Source organism: Allobosea sp. P4_H5 (genome assembly GCF_056400825.1).
Window position 1 is genome coordinate 185324 of record NZ_JBFUKM010000001.1, and the last position, 18838, is coordinate 204161.

The following is an 18838-nucleotide window of genomic DNA, read 5'->3' on the forward strand; positions in this document are numbered from 1 at the left end:
GTTCCCTTCCCCCCGCTTGCGGTGGGGAAGGGTTAGGGATGGGGGGCCGCAAAGCAAAGGCCCGGGCCTTCTTCCAGTTCAGCGTCGAGCGGCACTGCCCCCCACCCAACCCTCCCCACCGCAAGCGGGGGGGAGGGCTTGCGCCTGTCATCGACGGTGGAGGTTCCCTTCGGCAACGATCCTGCGTTCTTGACAACCGCGCTGCGCGCGTGTGGTTACGGCGCCAAATCGCTTGCGCGCCCGACCACGGCCGCATGGACGCCCGGAAAGCTGAACCCGTGACCCTGCATCGCTACCGTTCCCACACCTGCGGCGCGCTCCGCGAGAGCGACATCGGCGCGTCCGTGCGCCTCTCCGGCTGGTGCCATCGCATCCGCGACCATGGCGGCGTGCTCTTCATCGATCTGCGCGACCATTACGGCCTGACCCAGGTCGTGGTCGATCCGGATTCGCCGGCCTTCGCCGATGCCGAGAAGGCCCGTTCGGAATGGGTCATCCGCATCGACGGCAAGGTCAAGCCGCGCCTGGCCGGCACCGAGAACGCCAACCTCGCCACCGGCGCCGTCGAGGTCTTCGCCACGGGGCTCGAAGTGCTGGGCCCCTCGGCCGAACTGCCGCTGCCGGTCTTCGGTGACCTCGAATATCCCGAGGACACCCGTCTGAAGTACCGTTTCCTCGACCTGCGCCGCGACAAGCTGCACAGCAACATCATGCTGCGCACCAAGGTGATCGACTCGCTGCGCCAGCGCATGAAGTCGTCCGGCTTCTCCGAGTTCCAGACGCCGATCCTGACCGCGTCGAGCCCCGAGGGCGCGCGCGACTTCCTGGTGCCGAGCCGCCTGCATCCGGGCAAGTTCTACGCCCTGCCGCAGGCGCCGCAGCAGTACAAGCAGCTGATGATGATGGCGGGCTTCGACCGCTACTTCCAGATCGCGCCCTGCTTCCGTGACGAGGACCCGCGCGCCGACCGCCTGCCGGGTGAGTTCTACCAGCTCGACGTCGAGATGAGCTTCGTCGAGCAGGAAGACGTCTTCGCCACCATGGAGCCGGTGATCGCCGGCGTGTTCGAGGAGTTCGGCGAGGGCAAGTCCGTCACCAAGAACTGGCCGCGCATCCCCTATGCCGAGGCGCTGCGCAAATACGGTTCCGACAAGCCTGACCTGCGTAACCCGATCGAGATGCAGGACGTTTCCGAGCATTTCCGCGGCTCGGGCTTCAAGGTCTTCGCCCGCATCCTCGAGGGCGAGAAGAACCGCGTCTGGGCGATCCCTGCGCCGGGCGGCGGCTCCCGCGCCTTCTGCGATCGAATGAACTCCTGGGCGCAGGGCGAGGGCCAGCCCGGCCTCGGCTATCTGATGGTCAAGGAAGGCGGCGAAGGGCAGGGTCCGATCGCCAACAACATCGGCCCCGAGCGCGTCGCGGGAATCGTCGCCCAGATGGGCCTGAAGGCCGGCGACGCCTGCTTCTTCGCCGCGGGCGACCCCGACAAGTTCTACAAGTTCGCCGGCAGCGCCCGGAACAAGGTCGGCTCCGAGCTCGGGCTGATCGACGAGAACGCCTTCGCCTTCGCCTGGATCGTCGATTTCCCGATGTTCGAGTGGAACGAGGACGAGAAGAAGGTCGACTTCTCGCACAACCCGTTCTCGATGCCGCAGGGCGGCCTGAAGTCGCTGACGGAAGACGATCCGCTGGTGATCAAGGCGTTCCAGTACGACATCGCCTGCAATGGCTACGAGCTCGCCTCCGGCGGCATCCGCAACCACCGCCCCGAGGCGATGGTGAAGGCCTTCGAAATTGCCGGCTATGGCGAGGAGACGGTGATCGAGCGCTTCGGCGGCATGTACCGGGCCTTCCAGTATGGCGCGCCGCCACACGGTGGCATGGCTGCCGGTGTCGACCGCATCATCATGCTGCTCGCCGGCGCGACGAACCTGCGCGAGGTCGCGCTGTTCCCGATGAACCAGCAGGCCGTCGACCTCCTGATGGGCGCGCCCTCGCCGGCGACGCCCAAGCAGCTGCGCGAGGCGCATCTGCGCGTGAACCTGCCCGAAAAGGAAGGCTGAGCGACCCATGGCCTTCCTGCCTGCCGGGCGAGCCTTGCTGCTCGCCTGCTTCGTCGCGCTGCCGCTCGGCGCCTGCGTCGCCGGCCACTCCGAGACTGCCGCCGGACGCGCCTCCCTGCTGGCGACGACCGTGTCGCGCGCCATCGCCTGCAAGGCCGGCTCGCCCCAGCGCACGACGTTGGACCGCTTCCTCGCCGCCGAGAAGGCGCGCGGGGCGAGCGACGACCAGCTTGCGGCGGCCCGCTCGGCCTATGTCTCGATTTCCGAGGCCGAGACGATCAACCAGGACATCCGCCCGCAGCCTTGCACCGCCGAGGAGCGGGCGACGCTGCGGGGCAAGATGAACGATGTCCGCGCCGGCCGCTTCGAAGCGCCCTGACCGTCCATGATTGCGCTGAAGCCCAGTCTCGTCGCACTCGCGGCCGTCAGCCTTGCCGGCTGCGCTACCGTGGGGCCGATGCCCGGCACACCCGAGTTCACGGCCGCGCAGGTCTCGCGGGCCTATGATTGCGGGCTGAGGGTCGACCGCGGCCGTATCATCGCGCGCCTGCCGGCCGAGCAGCGCGGCCGCTTCGTCGCCGCCAATGCGAGCTATGCGGTGAAGTCCTACAACGCGCCGCGCCGCTGCGAGGCGCAAGAGCGCGAACGGCTCCAGGCGGAGTTGCGCCTGGGTTCCAAGCGCTGATCGGCTCTTGCCGAAAGCTGCTCATCCCGCGCAGATGCAGGCCATGAGCCATTCCGCCACCGACGTTACCGCCATCGTCGTCAGCTTCGACAGTGAGCAAGTGCTGCCGGCCTGCCTCGCCGCGCTGGCAGGCGAGGGCGTTGCGGCCATCGTCGTCGACAATGCCAGCAGCGACGCTTCAGCCGAGATTGCGACGCTGCACGGGGCCAAGGTCCTGCGCAACGAGCGCAACGAGGGCTATGGCCGCGCCAACAACCAGGGGGCGCGCGCGGCGACGACGTCCTTCGTCCTGATCGTCAATCCCGATCTCGAAATCCAGCCCGGCGCGGTCGCAGCCCTGCTGGCCGCGGCGCAGGCCTATCCCGACGCGGCCGCCTTCGCGCCGCGGCTGGTCGAGCCTTCGGGCCGGGTCTTCCTGCAGCCGCGCTCGCTGCTCTCGCCTAATCATCTCAACCGGGCGCGCCGGATCGTCCTGCCTGAGGGCGATGCCTGCCTGCCCTTCCTGTCGGGCGCCTGCCTGCTGCTGCGGCGGGAGGCCTTCCTGGGGCTCGGGGGCTTCGATCCCGCGATCTTCCTGTTCTACGAGGATGACGATCTCTGCCGTCGCCTGCGCGAGGCCGGCCAGGCGCTGGTCCATGTCGACGCCGCCCACGCCCGGCATGGACGCGGCAAGTCGAGCGCGCCATCGCCGCAACGCCGCTTCACGGCGCGCTGGCACCTCGCCTGGTCGGAACACTATGTCGCGCGCAAATGGGGGCTGCCGCTGCCAGGTTCAGGAAAGATCGCCGAAAACCTCGCCAGGGCAATCGGTTACGGCCTGATCTTGAATCGCGACAAGATGTACGCCCATGCCGGCTCGGCCCTGGGGGCGCTCGCCGGCCGGGCCGGCCGCAGCGCGCTGGCGCGACAGGGGCTGAGCGAGCAGCCGCTCCTTGCTGGTGCGGACCCTCTCTCGCGATGACCTAGGGTGCAGCGCCGGGCAGGTCCTCGATCCGTTCGGACAGAAGCGTCGGAATGAGCCGTCTGATCTCGGATTCCGGGAGCAGCCACCAACTGCTGCGCAGCAGCGCTGCGATGTGCTCCTCGCTCATCCGGTAGCGTACGATCCGGGCCGGATTGCCGGCGACGATCGCATAGGGCGGCACATCCCTGGTCACGACTGCGCGCGCAGCCACGACCGCGCCATGGCCGATGTCGACGCCGGAGAGGATGAGCGCCTGCGAGCCCAGCCAGACATCGGAGCCGATGACGACGTCGCCGCGCGTGACATCGGCTCCGTCCAGGCCCGCGGCGTCGGGCCAGAGGCCGAGCAGGGCGGAGAAGGGATAAGTCGTCGCCCATTCGGTGCGGTGGTTGCCGCCGAGCAGGATCTCGATCCCGTCGGCGATCGAGCAATAGCGGCCGATCGTCAGCTTCGCGCCGCTCTCGGCGAAGCGCACCTTGGGCCTGCCATAGGAATACGCGCCGATCGTGATCTGGCCCGGCCGGCGTGCCACCAGATTGGCGAGATGAAGGCGCGTCTGGTTATGCGGGTTGATCCAGCGGCGCAGAAAGCCGCGTGGGCCGGTCGGGAGACCGGCCCACCAGGTGGTAAGGGCACCCGGACGCCAGTCGGCGTCCGGAGCAGGCAGGATTGGCGAGCTCAACGCGCCGACCTCACTCCGCCGTGGCGTCGACATTGATCTTGTCGAAGATCTCCGTCGGTTCGCCGAGCGCGATCACATCGGCGAGGCCGAGACCAGCCGGCGTCTTGGCGGAGGCCTTGACGGTCAGCGTGCCCGGCTTGGCGACGAATCGGGCGACCGCGTTCGCCAGCGCCTTGGCGCCGTCGGACGGGCCGAGGATCGCGGCGAGACCGAGGCTCGCCATCATGCCGTATTCGCGGCGGACGTCCTCGACCTTGCGCTTCGACTTCTTCGCCTCGTTCTCGATCAGCTTCTCGGCGAGGCCGAGATTCTGCAGCTTCAGCTCGACATTCTTCGCGGTGGCGCCGAGCAGCGCGACCTGCGCGAGCGCGATATCACCGGTGAAAACCTCCTTGCCGATATTGCCGAGCATGCCGGTCGCGTCGAGCCTGGCCATGCCGGCGCCGCCAAGCGAGAGCGTGCGGATGGCGAACTCCTTGCTCGCCTCCTGCCAGGCCAGCGAGAGCTTCGCCGAAAGGTCGATATTGCGGTAGCCCATCGCCAGCAGGTCCTTGGCGGCGGGGTTGTCGGCGCTCTCGACGATCGGGAAGGTGATCTTGTCGAGGCTCAGCGTCATGTCGGTCGGGATGCCGTTGAGCTGCTCGCCGGCCTTGAGCTCGAAATTGCCGAGGCCGACTTGGATCGGCGGCCCGGCCGGGCGGCCGCGCTTGCCGTCCTGCGGCACGCTCATCTGCACGCCGCTCATCTTGACCGTGCCGAGCTTCGGGATGAAGCGGCGGAAGTCGAGCGTCTTGATGTCGACCGCGGAGTTGGCGACGGCTTTGACCTCGCGGATGACACCTTCCAGCGAGAAGCCGGAATAGCCGAACAGGCCGATGACGCCCTTGGCGCCGCTGCCTTCGAACTGCAGCCCCTCGATGGCGACGCCCGACTTCTCGGGGGCGTCCTCGCCGAAGGCGATGCGCGAGAAACGCATGTCGACCGGCTCCGCCTTGGCGCCGGGCTTGGGCGGCGTCTTCAGCGCCATCACGATGTCGCGGACCTCGCCGCTGCCATAGTCGACGGCGTCGAAGATCTCGGCCATGGCGACGAGGAGCTTGCGGTCGCGCGCCTCGCCGATCGCCGGGTCTTCCTTGCTGTTGAGATTACGCGAGGCCTTCTCCGATTCGTCGCTGAGCTCGGCGATGCGGGCCAGGAGCGCGCCCATCGGCTCGGAGGCGACGCGCGCCTTGAAGCCGCGCATCGAGGCCTTGCCGGCGGTGACCTTGCCCTGCTCGCCGAGGTCGAGGACATAGCCGTCCAGGTCCATCTTGCCGATGATCGGCTGCAGCGGGGCGGCCTCGCCGGGCTTGGCCTTCTCGCCGAAGATGCGGGCGATCTGCATGAGGTCGAGCACTTCGAAGCTGGTGCGCTTGATCTCGCCGTTCATCGGGCCGGTGGCCGCGCCCTCGACCTTGATCGTGCCGTCGCTCGATTCGCCGCGCCCGATCCGGCCTTCGCTGATGTCGAAGAACTTGATGTTGCGATAGGTGGTGACCTGCTTCTGCGGGCCGAAAGTCTGCTCCATCACCAGCGTCGGGGCGCTGATCTCGCTGGCTGTGAGCTTGCCGAGCCGGGTGATTGCGCTCTCGCCGGGCTGGACCGCCTGGCTCGCGCCGGCGATCGCACCGGCCACGCCGCCGGCCGGGGGGGCGCTGGTGCCCGACAGGAGCAGCGCGCGGAAGCTGTCGCGGTCGAGCGGCGTGCCCTTCACATCGAGCTTCGGGATCGACACGACGAACTTGCCGAAGTCGAGCTTCAGATTGTCGAGCTGGAAGTCGGCGGCGGAAGCTGAGCCCGTCAGAAGGAGGAGCAGGAGCCCCGCCGTGGGCAGCGGCCGGGAGCTGGCGAGGCGGCGGCCGGACAAGATCGTCATTGATGGTCTCCTGAAGCATCGTCGAGGCCCGCGAGCGCATAGCCCGGGCCAAGCTCCGATTGGCGGCGTCAGAGGCGGATTCGCCGACGGCGCGGCGAATTCGCTTCCGCTGGGAAGTCGGCGCAGACCCTGCCGCAAGGCGGCGGCGAAAGGAAGATGCGAGCGGCCTCGATCGGCGAAAAGCTTGACGGCGGGGCGCAGCTTCGTGCCATTGGCCCCAGAACCGCCACGAGGCCGCGGCAAGGCTGCCGCGGGGATGGCTGTCGGGCGCGAGGCGCGATGATGTCTGTTGTAGAACGTGTGCTGCGGGGCGTCTTTGCCGCCGTGCTGGTCGTCGGCGCCTTCGCCATGCTGCCCAAATCCGCCGAAGCGCAGGGCGCGCCTGCTGCGGGGCTGGAGCCGCTCGCCATCGTCACGAGCTCCGGACGTCACGCCTTCCAGGTCGAGGTGATGCGTACGCCCGATCAGCGTGCGCGGGGGCTGATGCACCGCCAGTTCATGCCGGCCGATCGCGGCATGCTCTTCGACTTCAAGCAGGTCGAGCCGGTCGCGATGTGGATGCAGAACACCTATATCTCGCTCGACATGCTGTTCATCCGCGCCGACGGCACGGTCGCGCGCGTCGCCGAGCGGGCGGAGCCGCTCTCGACCCGGACGATTCCCTCGGGCGAGCCGGTGCTCTCAGTGCTCGAGCTCAACGCGGGTATCGCCGAGAAGCTCGGCATCAAGCCCGGCGACAAGGTCGAGCACCCGCTGTTCAAGCGCTGATATCCGTCTCTAACTTATTGATAGAGAACGCGTGATCCGACCGGGTTGCTACGCAGCCTGATCGGCGCGTGCTCTAGGCCGGGCTTCCGGCTCAGCCCAGCTCTTCGGAAATGGCGCGACAGGTGGCGAGCAACGCCGCCAGCGCCTCGCGATGCTGCGGGCGCGCTTCGCGCCGGTTCAGATAGGGCACGACGATGCTGGCGATCGCCTGCCCCTTGCGATCGAGGATCGGAGCGCTGATGTCGGTCACGCCGACGACATCGTGGCTGTCGGCGATCAGGAAGCCATCCGCGGCGATGGCTTTCAGACCTCGATCCGAATCGGTGCCGTCCCGGAAGGCGAGGATGACCTGGCCGGAGGTCGAGGCGCAAGCAGGCCGGCGATAGCCCAGCCGCAGCGTGAAATTGATGTCGCCCGGCCCGGCGACGGCGACGATCACCACGGTCTCGCTCTTGCTCAACACGACCAGATGCGAGGATTGGCCGATTGTCTCGCTCAGGGTCTCCAGCGCCGGCGTTGCCACCTCGACCAGGTCGCGGGCGCGCGGCACCCGCATGCCGAGCTCGAACAGGCGGTTGCTGAGCGCGATCTCGTCGGTCGCCGGATCGCGATCGAGATAGCCGCGCTCGATCAAGACGAACAGCATGCGGAAGATCTCGTTCTTCGAGCGCCCGAGCCGCTCCGCGATCGCCCGCGCCGAAAGCGGCGTTTGCGCCAGCGCCAGCAACTCGATGATCTCCAGGCCTTTTTCCAGAGCGGGCGCCGGATAGGGGCGGGAGCGGGCATCGGCGGCGGTCTCGGCCGTCATCTGACGTCTCCAGGTTGATTTATTAGCGAAGCTTGACTGCATATACGAAACCGATAGCATTCCGCTAGGTCATTGCCGTTGCTGCCGGGGAGGGCAGGTGCGACTGGCCGCCCGGCTGCGAAGCAGTCGGCACCAACGATAAATCGGGGGAGCATCATGGGACGCGGTTTCAGATCGACGTTGTTTGCCGCCCTTGCCCTGTTTGCCGGGCTCGTCGCCAGCCTGGAGGCCCATGCGGACAAGCTCGACGACATCCTGTCCAAGGGCGTAGTGCGCATCACCGTCTTCGCCGATGTGCCGCCCTTCGGCATGATGAACGCCAAGCGCGAGCTCGAAGGCTTCGACGTCGACATGGCCAAGCTCGTCGCCAAGTCGCTCGGCGTGAAGCTGGAGCTCGTGCCGGTGCCGGCGGCGAGCCGCATCCCCTTCCTGCTCACCGACAAGTCCGACATGAACATCGCGGCGATGTCGATCACCGCCGAACGCGCCCGCCAGGTGATGTTCAGCGCGCCCTATGCCGACACCGCACTTGCCGTCTACGGCGCGAAGGCGCTGGCGGTGAAATCCGGCGCCGATCTCGGCAAAAGCCGCATCGCGGTCGCCAAGGGCACGACCGAGGATCTCGTGCTCTCCGCGCTGGCGCCCTCGGCCGACATCATGCGCACCGAGGACAATGCCACGGCGGTGCAGGCCTATCTGGCCGGCCATGCGCAGTTGCTCGCGGCCAACAGCGTCGTCGTGGTCGAACTCGCCAAGCAGAACCCGTCCAAGGAGTTCGACTTCAAATTCGCTTTGCGGCGGGCTCCGGCCCACATCACCATCCGGCGCGGCGAGCACGACCTGTTGCGCTGGCTCGACACACTGATCTTCCAGAGCACGCTGAACGGCGATCTCGACGAACTCCACAGGAAGTGGCTCGGCGGGCCGATGCAGCCGCTGCCGGCGCTCTGAGAGCGGCGCGGGAGATGTCGAGGCACGACTTCGCGGTCGAAGAGTTCGCCGAACGGCGCGCCCAACTGCGACGGACGATGGCGGAGCAAGGGCTGGACTGGCTCGTGCTCTTCCATCCCGTCTCGATCCGCTGGCTGATCGGGTCGGACGCCAAGAGCTATCAGGAGTTCCAGTGCCTGCTGATCCCGGCGGCCGACGGGCCGCTGGCGATGATGGCGCGCGAGGGCGAGCGCGCCGAGATCCTGGACGATGCGCTGGTCGACCGGTTGGAGACCTTTGGCGGCAACGAGAACGAGGATCCGGTCCCGCGATTCGCGCGCCTTGTCGACGAGCTCGGCCTGCTGGCGGGCCGCGTTGGCGTCGAGGTGCCGGCCTATTACCTCCACCCGCATCACCACATTGCGATCCGCGACTTGTTCGGCTCGGGCTTCGTCGAGGCGACCAATCTCGTCCACGACCTCAGCCTGGTGAAATCGCCGGCCGAGCTCGGTTACATCAAGAGGGCGGCGGCGATCGCGGACGAAACGCTGACCGTCTTCGGTGCGGCGCTACGCCCCGGCCGCAGCGAGCTCGAGATCGCTGGCGAGGTTTATGGCGCGTTGCTGGCGCGCGGCAGCGGCCTGTCGGCGAGCCCGATCAACCTCGTCTCCGGCGAGCGCTCCTGCTACAGCCATGGCGCGCCGACCGAGCGCCGACTGCAGGCCGGCGACTATGGCAGTGTCGAGTACGGCGCGACGGTCCGGCGCTACACCGCGACGCTCGGCCGACAATTCTGCCTCGGCCAGCCCACCACCAGAATGCGCGAGCTCTACGAGATCGTCCGCCGCGCCTGCGATGCCTGCATCGCCGAGATCCGCGACGGCGCCCCCGCGACCGCGCCACACGAGGCGGCCAAGCGCGTGATCGGCGAGGCTGGCCTTGAGCATGGCCGCGTCCACACCTCCGGCTACGGGCTGGCGCCCGGCTTCCCGCCGAGCTGGGGCGAGCCGATGCATATGATCGGTGGCAGCCGCTACATGCTCCGCGCCGGCATGGTCGTCAGCGTCGAGCCGCCGGTCTTCCTGCACGAGGAAGGGTTGGGCGCGCGTCTCATCGACAACGTCCTCGTCACCCAGGGCGGCTGTGAATTGCTGTCGCGCAGCTCGCGCGATCTGATCGTCGTGTAGAGCGTTTTCGAGCGAAGCGGGCACCGGTTCGCGCGAAAATGCGATAACGCAAGCACCCGGATCATCTCCATGTTTCGGGGAAACGCGGACATGATCCGGCTTTGCGACGCCGCGAACTGTTCCCATCCCGTCTGTTCGATGCTATGGCGTAGCGCGTCGCTGCGTCTCGCAAGGATGCTGTGGCGGTTCGGCAAGTGATTCCATGCACTTGCAGGACATTCGGGGTATAGCGCAGCCCGGTAGCGCATCTGCTTTGGGAGCAGAGGGTCCCAGGTTCGAATCCTGGTGCCCCGACCATTTTGGGCTTTGCCGGAAGGCGAGGGGGAGCATGACGGCACGCATCTATTCGCCGGCCCGCAACGCGATGCAGTCCGGCACGGCCAAGACCGGCCGCTGGCTGCTGGAATACGAGCCCGAGCGGCCGCGCGAGATCGAGCCGCTGATGGGCTGGACCTCGTCGGGCGACATGAAGAGCCAACTCAGGCTCTGGTTCGACACGGCCGAGGAGGCCGTCGCCTACGCGACGCGCAACGGCATCGCCTACCGCCTGGAGCAGCCGCATCAGGCCAAGCGCCGCGCCATGACCTACTCGGATAATTTCAAGTTCAACCGCGTCGGCCAGTGGACGCATTGAAATTCAAGTGAACGGCGGACACCAAGTCTGCCGCTCCCTTCAGGGCCCGTAGCTCAGCTGGATAGAGCAGCAGCCTTCTAAGCTGCTGGTCACAGGTTCGAATCCTGTCGGGCTCGCCATCGTTTTCGTTATGAATTTATTTTTCTCCCGCTTTCCGTCGTGACCCGCCAACTGCTGGTCGGTCTGACTTTCGGCCGCCGTCCGTTCGCACGGCGCGGCGCTTTTGGGCGCCATTTACAATCCGTTTCACGGTCTCTTTGAACGTACCGCGATAGCTCCTTCGGCGATATCTGCGTCGATCGTGCCAGTATCTCGCGATCGGTCAGGTCGCCGTGTCGGAACGATGTGATCGACAGTTCATCGATGAGGTCGGCGGCACGGATGAGGCGCTTCACTCGTCCGCATCTACTCAGGCTGGCCCGTTCCCGATGGCCCCGGGGCAAGCGCCGGACGGGCCACCAGATTGGCTTGTCGCACCGCAAGCCCACAGTTTAATATCACTTCGCAGACGAGGCCTGCATTCCGCCAAATGTGCTGACGATGCCCACCTTTTCTAGGAGGAGCCGTGATGTCGCTATCTCCAGCGGACAAAGTGCATATCAATGTCGATTTCGCGACGATCCTCGCAAATTATCCGGCAAACAATCAGCTTCCACCCGCGCTTCAGAAGCTGATAGACGACCTGAACAAACCCTATTTGCCGAAAAAGCCGAACACATCCTGCTGCTTGCAGGTGTGTCACGCGTTCAACAAATCTGGCATCCGTGTCCCTTCGGGCAACTTCAGACCTGGAGACCCCAAGCGCGTAGCAGAGGAAATCCCTCGGAAGTCTGGCGTTTACTATCTCATGGCCGTCGACGAGATGATCAACTACATGTCGGGCGCTTTCGGCCCGCCGATCGTTTTGGGGGCAGCGCGCAGTACAAGCCGAGCCGATGTCGCGGCGCTTACGGCGATGGTACAGGGGCTCGAAGGTGTCATGACCTTCGGCAACGGCCATATCGAGCTTTGGAACAAGTACAACATCGTCCAGGATTCCGGTGCGATGGTCATGGACGCCGGCTGGGTCTGGAGCAAGAAGCCGATTCGGTTCTGGCGGATCGGCTCTTCCAGCGCGACTGCCTTTTCGGGAACGGATTCCCTGAGATTCGCCGGCTGGTGGGACGTCAACGACGGCCAGCAATACTACTATTACATCGATGGAAAGAGCGGAAAAGTCTCCTATACAAAGGCGCGGCCGGCAAACAGCACGATCAAGAACATGAATGTGCACCTGAATAGCGGCGATACCACCATTGCCGGCACCAATATCATATTCGACTGGGACCCCGCCGATGGCGGTGCGACCCGAGAGACGTTCACATTTGATGCCAGCGAACCGACGACCATGAAGGGACGCTCGAACCGCTACGGAGACTTGCTTGCGAAGAAGATGTTCGTCTGACGGACCGCACTTTCTGCAAAGAAAGCCCGACCAGACGCCGATGACCTGTCCGGAGCTCTTCCGCGAGCGTCAGCTCGCGCGCTGTGGTGCCGACGGGAGGCGCGGCTTCCGCTGTTGTTGAGGCCGTCCGAGCCGGAATGACGATGAGAGTTCGCGGTTCACTAGGCCAGTTCAGCCCTCCGCCTCGTCCCGGCGCAGTTCGAAGGCGAGCATGGCGTCTGCCAGCGCTTCCAGCTCGCGCTCCTTGTCCTTGCTGTCGGGCGCGGCGTTGAGCTCGGTCACGCGCTGCTGGGCGCGCTCATAGTCTTCATCGGTGTGAACGGCGATCGGCATCTTCATCGTGCTCCTGCCTTCCTGATGCGTGTACGGTCTCGCGGGCGTCCGGCGCGCCGTGCGCACAAGCAACCCCCGGCGCAATCTAGGGTTCCTTCGCGCGTTTCGCCATGTTCAGGACAAACTTGGCCTCGAATGCGAGCCTGCCAGGGTCGGAACGTGCCGACCCGCGTCACTGTGGATTGCGCCTGCGCGCTTGCCGCGAGCGATGCGAGGCCGTAAACGCGCCGCGGCCAACCCGATTGCCTGTTCGCCGGTCCGCTGCCCGCAAGGGGTGGGCCATGCATGGTTCGGCCACAAGGAGTGTCGATGATCTCGCTCGGCTCCGGTCTCGACCGGCTCGCTAGCTTCGCGTCCGCGAGCCACCGGCGCGCCTGCCTGCTGCTCGTCCTGTTGTCGCTGTCGGCGTTCCTGCCGGGCTTCGCCAGCCTGCAGCCCTTCGACCGCGACGAGCCCCGCTTCGCGCAGGCCAGCAAGCAGATGCTGGAGACGCGCGACTTCGTCGACATCCGCTTCCAGGACGAGGCGCGGCACAAGAAGCCGGTCGGCATCTACTGGCTGCAGGCCGCAAGCGTCGCCGCCGGCGAGGCGCTCGGCGTGCCGCAGGCCCGGACCACGATGTGGCTTTACCGGCTGCCCTCGCTCATCGGCGCGGTCGCGACCGTGCTGCTGACCTATTGGGCGCTCCTCGCTTTCGTCGGCGCCCGCCTCGCTCTTCTCGGCGGGGCCCTCATGGCGGCGGCCGTGCTGCTCGGCGTCGAGGCGCGTTTTGCCAAGACCGACGCATTGCTCGCCGCCTGCGCGGTCGCGACCATGGGCGCGCTCGCCCGCGCCTGGCTCGACTGGACGCGCTCGCTCGCCTTCGTGCCGAGTCGCCACAACTGGCTGGTGTTCTGGTCGGCGACGGCGCTCGGCCTGCTGCTCAAGGGGCCGATCGTACCGATGGTCTGGGGCCTCGCGGTGATCGTGCTCAGCCTTCGCGAGCGTTCGCTGCGCTGGTTCGCGCCGCTGCGTCCGGGGCTCGGCCTGTTGCTTTGCCTCGTCGTGGTGCTGCCCTGGTTCGTCGCCATCGCGATCAAGACCGGCGGTGATTTCTTCGCCGAGAGTGTCGGTAAGGACATGCTCGCCAAGGTCGGGGAGGGGCAGGAGAAGCATTGGGGCCCGCCCGGCCTCTATCTGCTGCTGTTCTTCGGCACCTATTGGCCCTCGGCCGCATTCGCAGCGATGGCGATCCCCTTCGCCTGGGTGAAACGCCGCGAGCCGCAGATCCTGTTCCTCCTCGCCTGGATCGTGCCGTCCTGGATCGTCTTCGAGGCGGTGCCGACCAAGCTGCCGCACTACGTTCTGCCGCTCTATCCGGCGATCACGGCGCTGCTCCTGCTCGCTCTGGTCAATGGCGGCATCAACCGCTTCCGCCGTGGTTCCGACCTGACCGCCTTCCTCGTCGTCGCTGTGCCGGCGGCGCTGGTCGGCGTGCTGCTCTACGGCACCTGGACGCTCGACCGGACCTTGCCCTGGCTCGCTTTGCCGGTACTGGCGCTGGCGCTCATCGTCGCCTTCCGCAGCTTCCTGGCCTATCGCGAGGGCGCCTTCGAGGGCGCGCTCTGGCGTGGCGTGGTCGCGAGCCTGCTGCTTGGCGCCGGCGTCTACGGCCTGGCCTCGCCGAGCCTGCGCGGCCTCAAGCTCTCGCCGCGGCTGGCCGAGGCGGTGCAGGCCGTCGCCTGTCCGAATCCCGAGGTCATGACCGTCGGCTATCGCGAGCCGAGCCTCGTCTTCCTGGTCGGCACCAATCTGCGCATGGGTGCCAACGGCAGCACTGCCGCCACCTTCCTGCGCGAACCCGGCTGCCGGGTCGCACTGGTCGAGGGCCGTTTCCTCGACGGTTTCCGGCAGGGCCTCGCTGCCTCGGGACAGTCGCCGCGGCTGCTGACCACGATCACCGGCTTCAACCTCAACGGCGGCAAGCGCCTCGAGATGAGCGTCTATGTCCGCGAGTGATCGGCGCTTGCCCCGTCGCGACGCTTGACGCAGTTTGCGCGCCGCCATGCAGAAAGACTTCAATCCGTGACCGAACCCGCGCCTTCAGACGGCCAGCCCCGGCTCAGCATCGTCGTGCCTGTCCGCAACGAGCAGGGCAACATCGCCCCGCTCGTCGGCGACATCGAGACGGCCTGCGCCGGCATCGGCGCCTTCGAGCTGGTCTATGTCGATGACGGCTCGAGCGACGGCACCGCCGCGGCACTCGCCGATCTCGCACTGACGCGGCCCTGGTTGCGGGTCGTCCGCCATGCCCAGTCCTGCGGCCAGTCGGCGGCGGTGCGCAGCGGGGTGAGGGCGGCAAGGGCGCCGATCGTCGCGACGCTCGACGGTGACGGCCAGAACGATCCGGCCTTCATCCCGGCGATGCTGGCGCAGATCGAGGCGGCCGGTCCCTCGGCCGGTCTGGTCCAGGGCCAGCGCGTCGGCCGCAAGGACACCGGCTTCAAGCGCATGCAATCGCGCATCGCCAACAAGGTCCGCGGTGCCATCCTCAAGGACGGCACGCGCGACACCGGCTGCGGCCTGAAATGCTTCCGGCGCGAGATGTATCTGGCGCTGCCCTATTTCGACGCGCTGCACCGCTTCATGCCGGCGCTGGTCGTGCGCGAAGGCTTCACCGTCCTGCATCACGACGTACGCGATCGCCAGCGCCTCACCGGCGTCTCGAACTATGGCTTCTTCGACCGGCTCTGGGTCGGCATCCTCGATCTCGTCGGGGTCTGGTGGCTGATCAGGCGCCGCAAGCGCGTGCCGCAGATCGTGACGGAGGCGCGCTGATGCTCATCGACCTGCAGAACATGATCGGGAACTATTTCCACGACGTCTTCGTCAACAATGTCGATTGGTGGGTGCTGCTCGGCGTGGTCGCGCAGGGCCTGTTCACCATGCGCTTCGTGGTGCAGTGGCTCGCCAGCGAGAAGGCGCAGCGCTCGGTCGTGCCGATGACCTTCTGGTGGTTCTCGATCGGCGGCGGCATGCTGCTCCTGATCTACGCGCTCTACCGCCGTGATCCGGTCTTCATCCTCGGCCAGGGCTTCGGCGTGTTCGTCTATCTGCGCAACCTGCAATTCGTCCTGCGGGCCAAGGCGCGCGGCGAGGATACGAATTCCGGGCCGGGCTGAGGCGAGACGTCAGTATTCGCCGACGGGGAAGCCGTGGCGCGCCATCATGGCGCGGTGCCAGTCGCTGCCAATAAGGCTTTCGAGGGCGGCATTGAGGCGCTCCCGCAGCGCGGCGTGCTGCTTGCCGAAGGCGAAGGCTCCGGCCGCTGGCGTGCTTTCGCTGGTGGGCACGCTGACGACCGCCAGTTTTGCATCCGGCTGGCGGGCGAGGTAGCCGCGATGGGCCATGGCGACGCTGGCATAGGCGTCGGCCTGGCCAGCCCTGACCGCTGCTACGGCCTCTTCCTGCGTCGCGACGCGGATCGTCCGCTCCGGTGCGATGCCGGCCGCGAGCCCGGCTTGCTCCTGAACCTGCCCGCCGACGACGACGAGGCGGGCGCCAGCCGCCGCGACGGCACGATAGCCGGTCAGCCGCCCATGATCGGCTGACCGGACCAACAACCCGTCGGCAAGCGTCCAGACGGGGCGGCTGAAATCGACGAGCCGCTGGCGCTCTGTCGTGACGAAGAGCGGCGTGGTCACGGTCCAGCGTCCGCTGGCGAGCCCGGGCAGCAGCTCGGCGAAAGTCGTCAGCTGCTGCTCGAACTCCGTGATGCCGAGCGTCCGAAAAGCCGCCGTCACCAGCTCGACGTCGCAGCCTTGCGCAGTGCCGCTGGCTGCCGGCCAGCAGAAGGGCGGCTCGTCGAGATAGGCGAAGACGATCGGCCGTTCCGACATCGAGGTGGCGTTCAGCTCGCCGCCCTCAGCCGCGTGAAGCCGGCGTCGAGATCCTCCTTCAGGTCCTCCAGGTCCTCGAGGCCGATATGGAGACGGATCGTCGGGCCGTTGAAGCCGGGCTTGGTCGCGGTGCGATAGCGCTTGCAGTCGAAGGGCAGCACAAGGCTCTCATAGCCGCCCCAGGATGCGCCCATGCCGAACAAGGCGAGCCCGTCGAGCAGGGCGGCCACCGCCTTCATCGAGACGGGTTCGAGCTCGATCGAGAACAGCGAGCAGGCACCGGTGAAATCGCGCTTCCAGAGGGCGTGGCCGGGATCGCCGGGCAGCGCCGGGTGAATTACACGGGCGACCTCAGGGCGCGCGGCCAGCCAGCGCGCCATTTCCAGCCCGGCAGGTTGCTGTTCCTTCAGCCTGACGGCCAGGGTCCGGATGCCGCGCAGCGTCAGATAGGCGTCCTCGGCGGCGATGATCACGCCGAGTGCGTCCCAGGTCAGCTTGAGCTGAGCATAGTACTCCGGTGTGCGGGCCGACACCGTGCCGATCAGCACGTCGGAATGCCCGGCGTAGTATTTCGTCCCGGCCTGGACCGAGACGTCGACGCCGAACTTGTGCGCATCGAAGAAGAGCGGTGTCGCCCAGGTATTGTCCATCATCACCATGATATCGCGGGCATGCGCCGCGGCCACGATCGCCGGGATGTCCTGGACCTCCAGGGTCTGGGAACCCGGCGACTCCGTCCAGACCGCCCTCGTGTTCGGCTTGAACAGCTCCGCGATGCCCTCACCGATGAGCGGGTCGTAATAGGTGACCTCGACACCGTAGCGCGGCAGCATCCGGTCGCAGAAGTTGCGCATCGGATGGTAGACGCTGTCGGTCACGAGGAAATGGTCGCCCGCCCTCAGGAAGGCGAGCGTGGGCAAGGTGCAGGCGAGCAGGCCGGAGGAGCAGGCGAGGACGCCGGCGCCGCCCTCCATCGTGTCGGCGGCGGCAAGCAGCGCGTCGATGGTCGGGCTGCCCGACGTGCCGTAGCTGTAGCGCGCCTTGCGGACGAGGAAATCCTCGGTGTTCGGGTAGACCACCGTCGAGCCGCGGACGATCGGCGGGTTGACGAAGCCATAGCTGTCGGACGGGTCGCGGCCGGCGAGGGCAAGGCGGGTCTTCTCGCGCAGCCGCGCGAATTCGGGCTTGGACAGCTTTTTCATGGGGCGGGAGACGAGCCTGGGCGGGATCGGGATGGGGCAGGTTGTGGCCGCACTTGACCACCCCCCGAAAGTCGCATGTGATGTCAGCCGTGAAAAGAGGCAGATATACCAGCTGCCCTTGCTTGACGCTCATGCATGGCTCTGGCAATCGGCCAGCGCCGAACTTCGCATAAGTTTTGGGCATCGAACGGGGCAGCAAGTCGCGACGATGCGAGGGGACCGGCACGTTCCGGCTGGCAAACGCCGGCAGGGCCATCAACGGGAGAAATCGATATGAAGAAATTCATGGCAGCCGCGGTCGCCGGGTTCGGCTTCGCGCTGGCGGCGGCGAGCGCACAGGCGCAGGCGCCGCAGACCCTTAGTCAAGTGAAGAGCCGCGGCATCCTGAACTGCGGTTCCAACACCGGCCTCGCCGGTTTCGGCGTGCCGGATGCGCAGGGCAACTGGACCGGCCTCGACGTCGAGTTCTGCCGCGCTATCGCCGCCACGGTCTTCAACGATCCGGGCAAGGTGAAGTTCATCCCGCTCTCGGCCAAGGACCGCTTCACGGCCCTGCAGTCGGGCGAGGTCGACGTGCTCGTGCGCAACTCGACCTGGACAATGTCGCGCGACACCGCGCTCGGTCTGCAATTCACCGGCGTCAACTATTATGACGGCCAGGGCTTCCTGGTCCGCAAGAAGCTCGGCGTGACCTCGGCCATGCAGCTCAATGGCGCCTCGGTCTGCACCCAGCAGGGCACCACGACCGAGCTCAACCTCGCCGACTTCTTCCGCGCCAACAACCTGAAATACGAAGTCGTCGCCTTCGCCACCTCGGACGAGACCGTCAAGGCCTATGATTCCGGCCGCTGCGACGCCTTCACCACCGACGCTTCGGGCCTCTACGCCGAGCGCTTGAAGCTGACCGCTCCGGACGATCACATGGTCCTGCCGGAGATCATCTCGAAGGAGCCGCTCGGACCGGCGACCCGCAACACCGACGCCCAGTGGTTCGGCCTCATCAAGTGGGTCCACTACGCCATGCTGAACGCCGAGGAGCTCGGCGTGACCAAGGCCAATGTCGACGAGATGCTGAAATCCAGCAATCCCGAGATCAAGCGCCTGCTCGGAACCGAGGGCAAGTTCGGCGAGAGCATCGGCCTGACGACGGACTGGGCCTACCGCATCATCAAGCATGTCGGCAATTACGGCGAGAGCTTCGAGCGCACAGTGGGCCAGGGCTCGCTGCTGAAGATCGCCCGCGGCCAGAACGCGCTGTGGACCAAGGGCGGCCTGCAATACGCGCCGCCGGTTCGCTAAGAGCCCAAGCGGGGCGGGCGCTTTCAGCGTCCGCCCCGATTCTTTT

Annotated in this window: 19 protein-coding genes and 2 tRNA genes; 15 read left to right on the forward strand and 6 right to left on the reverse strand. The window is 66.8% G+C overall.

All coding sequences use genetic code 11. From position 1 onward, the window contains the following. The first annotated feature begins 284 nt into the window (after positions 1-284). Genes aspS through AC1DS0_RS00940 form a run of 4 tightly spaced genes read left to right on the forward strand, consistent with a single transcriptional unit; the run spans position 285 to position 3709 of the window. Positions 285-2063: an aspartate--tRNA ligase gene (gene aspS / locus AC1DS0_RS00925; RefSeq protein WP_476813069.1), complete on the forward strand. Its 1779-nt coding sequence runs from the start codon at positions 285-287 to the stop codon at positions 2061-2063. Positions 2064-2070: 7 nt separating this feature from the next. Continuing rightward, positions 2071-2442: a hypothetical protein gene (locus AC1DS0_RS00930; RefSeq protein WP_476812530.1), complete on the forward strand. Its 372-nt coding sequence runs from the start codon at positions 2071-2073 to the stop codon at positions 2440-2442. Positions 2443-2448: 6 nt separating this feature from the next. Beyond that, complete coding sequence (locus AC1DS0_RS00935; protein WP_476812531.1) at positions 2449-2748, forward strand: hypothetical protein; 300 nt, start codon at positions 2449-2451, stop codon at positions 2746-2748. A gap of 43 nt (positions 2749-2791) precedes the next feature. Then, entirely contained in the window at positions 2792-3709 is a 918-nt protein-coding gene (locus tag AC1DS0_RS00940; RefSeq protein WP_476812532.1) for a glycosyltransferase family 2 protein, read from the forward strand. A 1-nt stretch (position 3710) separates the two neighbouring features. Here the strand turns inward: AC1DS0_RS00940 and AC1DS0_RS00945 are convergent, their stop codons facing one another. Beyond that, entirely contained in the window at positions 3711-4298 is a 588-nt protein-coding gene (locus AC1DS0_RS00945; RefSeq protein ID WP_476813070.1) for a CatB-related O-acetyltransferase, read from the reverse strand. A 106-nt stretch (positions 4299-4404) separates the two neighbouring features. After that, positions 4405-6309 (reverse strand): hypothetical protein, encoded by a 1905-nt coding sequence (locus AC1DS0_RS00950; RefSeq protein WP_476812533.1) that lies wholly within the window; start codon positions 6307-6309, stop codon positions 4405-4407. A gap of 282 nt (positions 6310-6591) precedes the next feature. Between AC1DS0_RS00950 and AC1DS0_RS00955 the strand changes: the two genes are divergently transcribed. Then, positions 6592-7077: a DUF192 domain-containing protein gene (locus AC1DS0_RS00955; RefSeq protein WP_476812534.1), complete on the forward strand. Its 486-nt coding sequence runs from the start codon at positions 6592-6594 to the stop codon at positions 7075-7077. Between the two features lie 91 nt (positions 7078-7168). On the opposite strand, the gene AC1DS0_RS00960 is transcribed toward AC1DS0_RS00955, so the two are convergent. After that, entirely contained in the window at positions 7169-7885 is a 717-nt protein-coding gene (locus tag AC1DS0_RS00960; RefSeq protein ID WP_476812535.1) for an IclR family transcriptional regulator, read from the reverse strand. A 156-nt stretch (positions 7886-8041) separates the two neighbouring features. Between AC1DS0_RS00960 and AC1DS0_RS00965 the strand changes: the two genes are divergently transcribed. From AC1DS0_RS00965 to AC1DS0_RS00990, 6 genes are all read left to right on the forward strand, one after another. Further along, positions 8042-8836 carry a transporter substrate-binding domain-containing protein gene (locus AC1DS0_RS00965; RefSeq protein WP_476812536.1) on the forward strand — a complete coding sequence of 265 codons (795 nt, stop codon included), beginning with the start codon at positions 8042-8044 and terminating at the stop codon, positions 8834-8836. A gap of 14 nt (positions 8837-8850) precedes the next feature. After that, a complete protein-coding gene (locus AC1DS0_RS00970) occupies positions 8851-10002 on the forward strand; it encodes a M24 family metallopeptidase (RefSeq protein ID WP_476812537.1) in 1152 nt (383 codons plus the stop codon). Positions 10003-10222: 220 nt separating this feature from the next. Next, a tRNA-Pro gene (locus tag AC1DS0_RS00975) sits at positions 10223-10299 on the forward strand. A gap of 31 nt (positions 10300-10330) precedes the next feature. Continuing rightward, positions 10331-10636, forward strand: coding sequence for an ETC complex I subunit (locus tag AC1DS0_RS00980; RefSeq protein WP_100959032.1), 306 nt, complete (start codon positions 10331-10333; stop codon positions 10634-10636). Positions 10637-10678: 42 nt separating this feature from the next. Beyond that, positions 10679-10755 (forward strand) — tRNA-Arg (locus AC1DS0_RS00985). Between the two features lie 449 nt (positions 10756-11204). Further along, complete coding sequence (locus AC1DS0_RS00990; protein ID WP_476812538.1) at positions 11205-12080, forward strand: hypothetical protein; 876 nt, start codon at positions 11205-11207, stop codon at positions 12078-12080. Positions 12081-12251: 171 nt separating this feature from the next. Here AC1DS0_RS00990 and AC1DS0_RS00995 read toward each other — a convergent pair whose 3' ends face one another. Beyond that, positions 12252-12413 carry a hypothetical protein gene (locus AC1DS0_RS00995; protein ID WP_476812539.1) on the reverse strand — a complete coding sequence of 54 codons (162 nt, stop codon included), beginning with the start codon at positions 12411-12413 and terminating at the stop codon, positions 12252-12254. Between the two features lie 309 nt (positions 12414-12722). On the opposite strand from AC1DS0_RS00995, the gene AC1DS0_RS01000 reads away from it, so the two are divergent. The 3 genes from AC1DS0_RS01000 (at position 12723) to AC1DS0_RS01010 (ending at position 15574) form a co-directional block, all read left to right on the forward strand. Continuing rightward, a complete protein-coding gene (locus AC1DS0_RS01000; RefSeq protein WP_476812540.1) occupies positions 12723-14411 on the forward strand; it encodes an ArnT family glycosyltransferase in 1689 nt (562 codons plus the stop codon). A gap of 66 nt (positions 14412-14477) precedes the next feature. After that, positions 14478-15230: a glycosyltransferase family 2 protein gene (locus AC1DS0_RS01005; protein ID WP_476812541.1), complete on the forward strand. Its 753-nt coding sequence runs from the start codon at positions 14478-14480 to the stop codon at positions 15228-15230. Beyond that, complete coding sequence (locus AC1DS0_RS01010; protein ID WP_152014474.1) at positions 15230-15574, forward strand: lipid-A-disaccharide synthase N-terminal domain-containing protein; 345 nt, start codon at positions 15230-15232, stop codon at positions 15572-15574. The genes AC1DS0_RS01005 and AC1DS0_RS01010 overlap by 1 nt, the downstream gene beginning before the upstream one ends. Before the next feature lie 9 nt (positions 15575-15583). Here the strand turns inward: AC1DS0_RS01010 and AC1DS0_RS01015 are convergent, their stop codons facing one another. Together AC1DS0_RS01015 and metC are read right to left on the reverse strand one after the other, a co-directional pair. Further along, on the reverse strand, positions 15584-16291 hold the full coding sequence (locus AC1DS0_RS01015) for a transporter substrate-binding domain-containing protein (protein ID WP_476812542.1): 708 nt from the start codon (positions 16289-16291) through the stop codon (positions 15584-15586). Between the two features lie 11 nt (positions 16292-16302). Beyond that, the gene (gene metC, locus AC1DS0_RS01020; protein WP_476812543.1) at positions 16303-17493 is read right to left on the reverse strand and encodes a cystathionine beta-lyase; all 1191 of its coding nucleotides are present in this window, start codon (positions 17491-17493) and stop codon (positions 16303-16305) included. 273 nt (positions 17494-17766) lie between these two features. Here metC and AC1DS0_RS01025 point away from each other — a divergent pair, with 273 nt between their 5' ends. Continuing rightward, on the forward strand, positions 17767-18792 hold the full coding sequence (locus tag AC1DS0_RS01025; protein WP_476812544.1) for an amino acid ABC transporter substrate-binding protein: 1026 nt from the start codon (positions 17767-17769) through the stop codon (positions 18790-18792). Positions 18793-18838 lie beyond the last annotated feature (46 nt).

What these genes read in the sequence shown, in the direction of transcription:
- AC1DS0_RS00950 (WP_476812533.1), bottom strand. Translation starts at nt 6,309, where the DNA reads ATGACGATCTTGTCCGGCCGCCGCCTCGCCAGCTCCCGGCCGCTGCCC.
- AC1DS0_RS00965 (WP_476812536.1), top strand. Translation starts at nt 8,042, where the DNA reads ATGGGACGCGGTTTCAGATCGACGTTGTTTGCCGCCCTTGCCCTGTTT.
- AC1DS0_RS01000 (WP_476812540.1), top strand. Translation starts at nt 12,723, where the DNA reads ATGATCTCGCTCGGCTCCGGTCTCGACCGGCTCGCTAGCTTCGCGTCC.
- AC1DS0_RS01025 (WP_476812544.1), top strand. Translation starts at nt 17,767, where the DNA reads ATGAAGAAATTCATGGCAGCCGCGGTCGCCGGGTTCGGCTTCGCGCTG.
- AC1DS0_RS01010 (WP_152014474.1), top strand. Translation starts at nt 15,230, where the DNA reads ATGCTCATCGACCTGCAGAACATGATCGGGAACTATTTCCACGACGTC.
- AC1DS0_RS00935 (WP_476812531.1), top strand. Translation starts at nt 2,449, where the DNA reads ATGATTGCGCTGAAGCCCAGTCTCGTCGCACTCGCGGCCGTCAGCCTT.
- AC1DS0_RS00970 (WP_476812537.1), top strand. Translation starts at nt 8,851, where the DNA reads ATGTCGAGGCACGACTTCGCGGTCGAAGAGTTCGCCGAACGGCGCGCC.
- AC1DS0_RS01015 (WP_476812542.1), bottom strand. Translation starts at nt 16,291, where the DNA reads ATGTCGGAACGGCCGATCGTCTTCGCCTATCTCGACGAGCCGCCCTTC.
- AC1DS0_RS00995 (WP_476812539.1), bottom strand. Translation starts at nt 12,413, where the DNA reads ATGCCGATCGCCGTTCACACCGATGAAGACTATGAGCGCGCCCAGCAG.
- metC (WP_476812543.1), bottom strand. Translation starts at nt 17,493, where the DNA reads ATGAAAAAGCTGTCCAAGCCCGAATTCGCGCGGCTGCGCGAGAAGACC.
- AC1DS0_RS00980 (WP_100959032.1), top strand. Translation starts at nt 10,331, where the DNA reads ATGACGGCACGCATCTATTCGCCGGCCCGCAACGCGATGCAGTCCGGC.
- AC1DS0_RS00990 (WP_476812538.1), top strand. Translation starts at nt 11,205, where the DNA reads ATGTCGCTATCTCCAGCGGACAAAGTGCATATCAATGTCGATTTCGCG.
- AC1DS0_RS00940 (WP_476812532.1), top strand. Translation starts at nt 2,792, where the DNA reads ATGAGCCATTCCGCCACCGACGTTACCGCCATCGTCGTCAGCTTCGAC.
- AC1DS0_RS00960 (WP_476812535.1), bottom strand. Translation starts at nt 7,885, where the DNA reads ATGACGGCCGAGACCGCCGCCGATGCCCGCTCCCGCCCCTATCCGGCG.
- AC1DS0_RS00930 (WP_476812530.1), top strand. Translation starts at nt 2,071, where the DNA reads ATGGCCTTCCTGCCTGCCGGGCGAGCCTTGCTGCTCGCCTGCTTCGTC.
- AC1DS0_RS00955 (WP_476812534.1), top strand. Translation starts at nt 6,592, where the DNA reads ATGTCTGTTGTAGAACGTGTGCTGCGGGGCGTCTTTGCCGCCGTGCTG.